The sequence below is a fragment of the Mesorhizobium sp. M1A.F.Ca.IN.020.03.2.1 genome (assembly GCF_004023205.1).
In the GTDB taxonomy this organism is placed as follows: domain Bacteria; phylum Pseudomonadota; class Alphaproteobacteria; order Rhizobiales; family Rhizobiaceae; genus Mesorhizobium.
The window spans coordinates 1-4,602 of the sequence record NZ_RZSV01000334.1 but is presented as its reverse complement, the minus strand read 5'-3'; the positions used below and the strand labels follow the sequence as shown (position 1 = coordinate 4,602).

General features: G+C 62.8%; 6 protein-coding genes. 4 read left to right on the top strand and 2 right to left on the bottom strand.

The annotated features are described in order from the left end of the window. Window positions 1-430 (top strand): GNAT family N-acetyltransferase (locus tag EOA79_RS29910; RefSeq protein ID WP_164894008.1); only part of this gene is annotated, 430 nt, incomplete at its 5' end. A 101-nt stretch (window positions 431-531) separates the two neighbouring features. Further along, window positions 532-2,115, top strand: coding sequence for a DUF2125 domain-containing protein (locus EOA79_RS29905; RefSeq protein ID WP_095826085.1), 1,584 nt, complete (start codon window positions 532-534; stop codon window positions 2,113-2,115). Window positions 2,116-2,124: 9 nt separating this feature from the next. On the opposite strand, the gene EOA79_RS29900 is transcribed toward EOA79_RS29905, so the two are convergent. Both EOA79_RS29900 and EOA79_RS29895 read right to left on the bottom strand, forming a co-directional pair. Further along, entirely contained in the window at window positions 2,125-2,778 is a 654-nt protein-coding gene (locus EOA79_RS29900) for a hypothetical protein (protein ID WP_095802203.1), read from the bottom strand. Then, a complete protein-coding gene (locus EOA79_RS29895) occupies window positions 2,775-3,074 on the bottom strand; it encodes a DUF3572 domain-containing protein (protein ID WP_095826132.1) in 300 nt (99 codons plus the stop codon). The genes EOA79_RS29900 and EOA79_RS29895 overlap by 4 nt, the downstream gene beginning before the upstream one ends. A 238-nt stretch (window positions 3,075-3,312) precedes the next feature. Between EOA79_RS29895 and EOA79_RS29890 the strand changes: the two genes are divergently transcribed. Next, window positions 3,313-3,684 carry a response regulator gene (locus EOA79_RS29890; protein WP_027166515.1) on the top strand — a complete coding sequence of 124 codons (372 nt, stop codon included), beginning with the start codon at window positions 3,313-3,315 and terminating at the stop codon, window positions 3,682-3,684. A 15-nt stretch (window positions 3,685-3,699) separates the two neighbouring features. After that, window positions 3,700-4,602 (top strand): response regulator (locus EOA79_RS29885; protein WP_128293554.1); only part of this gene is annotated, 903 nt, incomplete at its 3' end.

The following is a 4,602-nucleotide window of genomic DNA, read 5'->3' as shown; positions in this document are numbered from 1 at the left end:
CAAGGATCACATCAAGGCGCGCATCGAAGCCGGCCCGCCGCCCGGGCTTCTGGCTTTCGAGGACGGCAAGGCCGTCGGCTGGATGCAGGTCGGCCCGCGCGCCGACGTGCCTGAATGGAACAATCAAGGCCGGGGCTCGGCGCCTGTCGATCCCGCGGATGCCCAAGACCCGAACGTCTGGGCGATCTCCTGCTTTTTCATTCGCGCCAAGGCGCGGGGCAGGGGCATCACTCATCGCCTTGTCGACGGCGGCATCGCCTTTGCCCGCGAAAATGGCGCCAGGCTGCTGGAAGCCTGCCCGATCGATCTGTCGCGCGATTCGCGTTCGATCGGGCTGTTCGTCGGCTCGTCGCGCGTGTTCGAGAAGGCCGGGTTCGAGAGGCTTCTGGAGCGCAAGCCCGGCAGGCCGCTGATGCGGCTGGTGCTTTAGCCGCTTGAGGATTTGGCTTACAGTCATCGTCTTGCGGCTGTAATGCTTCTTTTCCACCAGAAGACGAAACGATTTGCCTTCCGAGACCGACGGAGACTGACGTGAAGCGTGTTTTGCCACTTGTTTTCATTCTTGCTTTCAGCGCGCCGGCCGTTGCGCAGACCGTCGACAGCCAGGGCGCCAAACAGCTTTCGGACAATCTGGCGCGCTATTTCGGCAAGCAGGCGTTCGAGAAGGGCGTGCTCAAGGTCTCGGTCGAAGGCGACGCCTACAAGATCGCAGTGGACGTCAAGGCCCTGGTCAGCGCCCTGCCGGAGCAGAAGCCGTTCAAGATCGACCTCGCGCCCTATGCCTTGATGGTGAAGCCGCGCAGCGATGGATTCTGGGACGTCACCTCGGATTTTTCCCACACCATGTCCTTCGAATTCAACGGACCCGAAGGCCCGCAAAGCATGCAAGTTTCGGTCAAGGACGGCAAGGGCTCCGCCGTCTACGATCCGAACCTGGCGGCGTTCACCAGCGGCGCCAGCTCGATGGCCGGCATGACGATGACGTCTCGGGAAGCCAAGCAGCAGGCGGACGTCACCGCCGGTGCTGGCACCGCGACGATTGCCGCCACCAAGTCGGCCAATGGCGGCGTCGACTTCAAGGCAACGCAAAAGGTCTCGAGCTTCGTCGAGACGATCAAGATGGACGATCCCAACAGCGGAATGAATTTTCCGGTCACCCTGAAAACGCCCGAACTTTCCGTTGATGCGAATGGCAAGGGCGTACGGACGAAGCCGTTGCTCGACCTTCTTGCCTTTGCCGTCGCCAATGAGGACGAAGCCAAGCTCAAGGCTAACCAGGCGGAGCTCAAATCGCTCCTGTTGGCCGCGCTGCCCGTCTGGGAAAGGATCGACGGCAACTACAGCTTTAAGGATTTCGAGGTGGAGAGCCCTGTCGGCAAATTCGCGGCGAAGCAGTTCAGCACCGCGTTCGCGATGGACGGAATCTCACCGAACGGCAGAGTCGATTACGCGATCAAGGCCTCCGGCCTGACGATCCCGCAGCAAGCGCTGCCCGCCTGGAGCGTCGCGTTGCTGCCGACGGATATCGACCTCAACTTCGGTGGCGCCAATATTGATCTCGATACGATGGCAAGGAAGACGATCGAAGCCTTTGATCTCAATAAGAATCCGTCGCTGCCGGATGCATTCGGCAAGGCTTTGGTCGAGGATTTCAAGGCCAAGAAGCCCAAGATCGTGTTCGGGCACTCGACAGTGAAGAATGGCGGTATCGAAGTCGCCATGGAAGGCGAGGTGTATTTCCCGGATAGCAAGAAAGCCGATGGGAGCGTGACCATCGACGTCGCCGGCTACGACAGGATCGTCGATGCCCTGAAGGAAGCGGCAAAGAGCGATGAGCAAATGGTGCAGGCCTTCCCGTTCGCGCTTGCCGTCAAGGGTTTTGGCAAGACACTGCCTGACGGTCGCCTGGAGTGGGTGATCAACACCAAGGCCGATGGGTCCATCGTCGTCAACGGCGCCATGCTGAAGGGCCCGGATAAAGTCCAGGACGACAGCGCGGGGCAGGACGACAATTCGAGCGGCGATGACGGCGCGAACGGAACGGACAATTCAACCGGCGGGGCCGATTCGGACGGCGGCGACAATGGCGGGGCTGGAGCGAAGCTGCAGCCCTGAGCGCCTGAATTATAGCCCGAGCGCGCCCGCAATCCTCGGCGCCGCCTCGCGCCAGTTATCGACCGAGATGATGTCGTCCGGCGTCGGCGGCAGGAAAGCGCGCAGCGAATTGTCGGCCATCAGGTGGAAGAGGTGCGCGTCGACGACAGAGCTGCGCGCCGACAGCAGGTTGGAGGGCTGGTCGTCGACGAAGGCGACGGGCCGGCCCTTGGCGCCGCGCAGCTTGGCGATGGCTGGGCCCTTTGCCATTTCCGTGGTCAGCAGCGGGTAGTTCAGGCCCAGCACGTCGAGATGCGCCCGGCGCACGGCGCGGTGCTTGTGTGGCATCGCGGTCAGGAGCACGATCTCGGCGCGCTGTCCGAGCGACGCCAGCGCCTCCGCGGCGCCGTCGGTGATGCTTTGCCAATCGGCCTGGGCATCGAAGAAATCGTCGAGAAGCGCCGTCACTTCCGCCTGCTCAATCAGCCGGCCGGACGCCATCTCGGCGATGTTGCCGGTGAGGCGGAAGGAGGCGAGAGTCAGCCCGAAGCCGCGCGACTTCAGGTAGCGCGGGAAGGGCCGGATGAATTCGAGCACGACATCATCGACATCGAGCACCAGCAGCGGCCGGTCGTCGGCCGCCAACTCCTCGATCTGGCGCGCGGTCTCGGGATCGTCGCTCATGTCGAGCGCTCATGATCGTCGTTGCCGAGCGGCAGCTCCCGCAAAGCCTTGCCGACGGCAGCCGGTGGCGTGCCCGTTTCCTCGGCAAAGCGCAAAAGCGTCGGCTCGTGGGCGAGGATGAACTGCAGCACGCCGGCAAGGAAGCCCGGCTCCGCGGCAGCGTGGCGGATCGACCGCGCCTCGATGCCGGTTATCGCCAGGAAGCGAGGCAACAGCTCCGGATCGCCGGCGACGAAGCCAAGCGCCCTGACGGCAAGGGTTTCCGCCTCCTCGCGCATTGACGCTGCGTTCGTCATCATTACCTTTTGCCGATGAGCATGTTGAGTCTTTCTTCCGCAGTAATGGCAAGCGTCGCTTGCGGCAAGTCTCAGCCGCTTCAGCCCTGCAGCCGCAAGTGGAATGGGTGTGCTTTTCCAACGGCAGGTTTGCGTTTCGTCAATCATATTGACGTAGGGTACAGGCGGGTTGGGTGCGATCCGGCAAGGACGCATGACGGCGGTCTTCGGCTCAGGGGCCCGTCGGGACGGGAAATTGATGGCTAAGAAGGTCATGATCGTCGAGGACAATGAGCTCAACATGAAGCTCTTTCGGGACCTCATCGAAGCCAGCGGTTACGAAACGGTCCGCACGCGCAACGGCCTGGAGGCGCTGGATCTCGCGCGCCAGCACCGGCCGGACCTGATCCTGATGGACATCCAACTGCCCGAGGTTTCTGGCCTGGAAGTGACCAAGTGGCTGAAGGAAGACGACGAATTGCACTCGATCCCGGTCATCGCCGTCACCGCCTTCGCGATGAAGGGCGACGAGGAGCGCATCCGGCAGGGCGGTTGTGAGGCCTATATTTCCAAGCCGATCTCGGTGCCGCGCTTCATCGAAACGATCAAATCCTATCTGGGCGATGCCTGAGCCGGAGCCTTTGAGATGACCGCGCGGATCCTCGTCGTCGATGACATCCCCGCCAATGTGCGGCTGCTGGAGGTTCGGCTGCTGGCCGAATATTTCGAGGTGCTGACGGCCGGCAACGGCCCGGATGCGATCGAGACCTGCGAAAACGGCAAGGTCGATGTCGTGCTGCTCGACGTGATGATGCCGGGCATGGACGGCTTCGAGGTCTGCAAGCGGCTGAAGAGCGACCCGGCGACCTCGCATATTCCGGTTGTCATGATCACCGCGCTCGACCAGGTATCGGACCGGGTGCGCGGCCTTGAGGCGGGCGCCGACGATTTCCTCACCAAGCCGGTCAATGATCTGCAACTGATGACGCGGGTGAAGAGCCTGGTCAGGCTGAAGTCGCTGACCGACGAATTGCGGCTGCGCGCCTCGACCACGCGCAACATCGGCATCGAAGAGCTGCTCAGCCGCAACTTCGCGACGGAAGACACCAAGCCCAAGGTGCTTCTGGTGGACGAGCGCAAGTCGTCTATCGAGCGTATCCAGAAGATGCTTCGCGGCAGCGCCGATCTCGACGTCGCCACCGATCCGAATGCCGGATTCTTCCAGGCCGCCGAGACCGCCTATGAATGCGTGCTGATCTCGACGGCCTTCGCCGATTTCGATGCGCTCCGGCTTTGCTCGCAACTGCGCTCGCTCGACCGCACCCGCTTCCTGCCGATCATGCTCTTGGCCGATGAGGGCGAGGAGGGCCGCATCATCCGCGGCCTCGAACTCGGCATCAACGACTATCTGACGCGGCCGATCGATCAGCACGAGCTGACGGCCCGGCTGCGCACGCAGGTGCGGCGCAAGCGCTATAACGATCAGCTGCGCGCCAGCGTCACCCAGACCATCGAGATGGCGGTGACCGACGCGCTGACCGGCCTGCAC

Excerpts from the sequence above, each read along its gene's own strand:
- EOA79_RS29895 (WP_095826132.1), bottom strand. The coding sequence starts at position 3,074 with ATGACGAACGCAGCGTCAATGCGCGAGGAGGCGGAAACCCTTGCCGTC.
- EOA79_RS29900 (WP_095802203.1), bottom strand. The coding sequence starts at position 2,778 with ATGAGCGACGATCCCGAGACCGCGCGCCAGATCGAGGAGTTGGCGGCC.
- EOA79_RS29890 (WP_027166515.1), top strand. The coding sequence starts at position 3,313 with ATGGCTAAGAAGGTCATGATCGTCGAGGACAATGAGCTCAACATGAAG.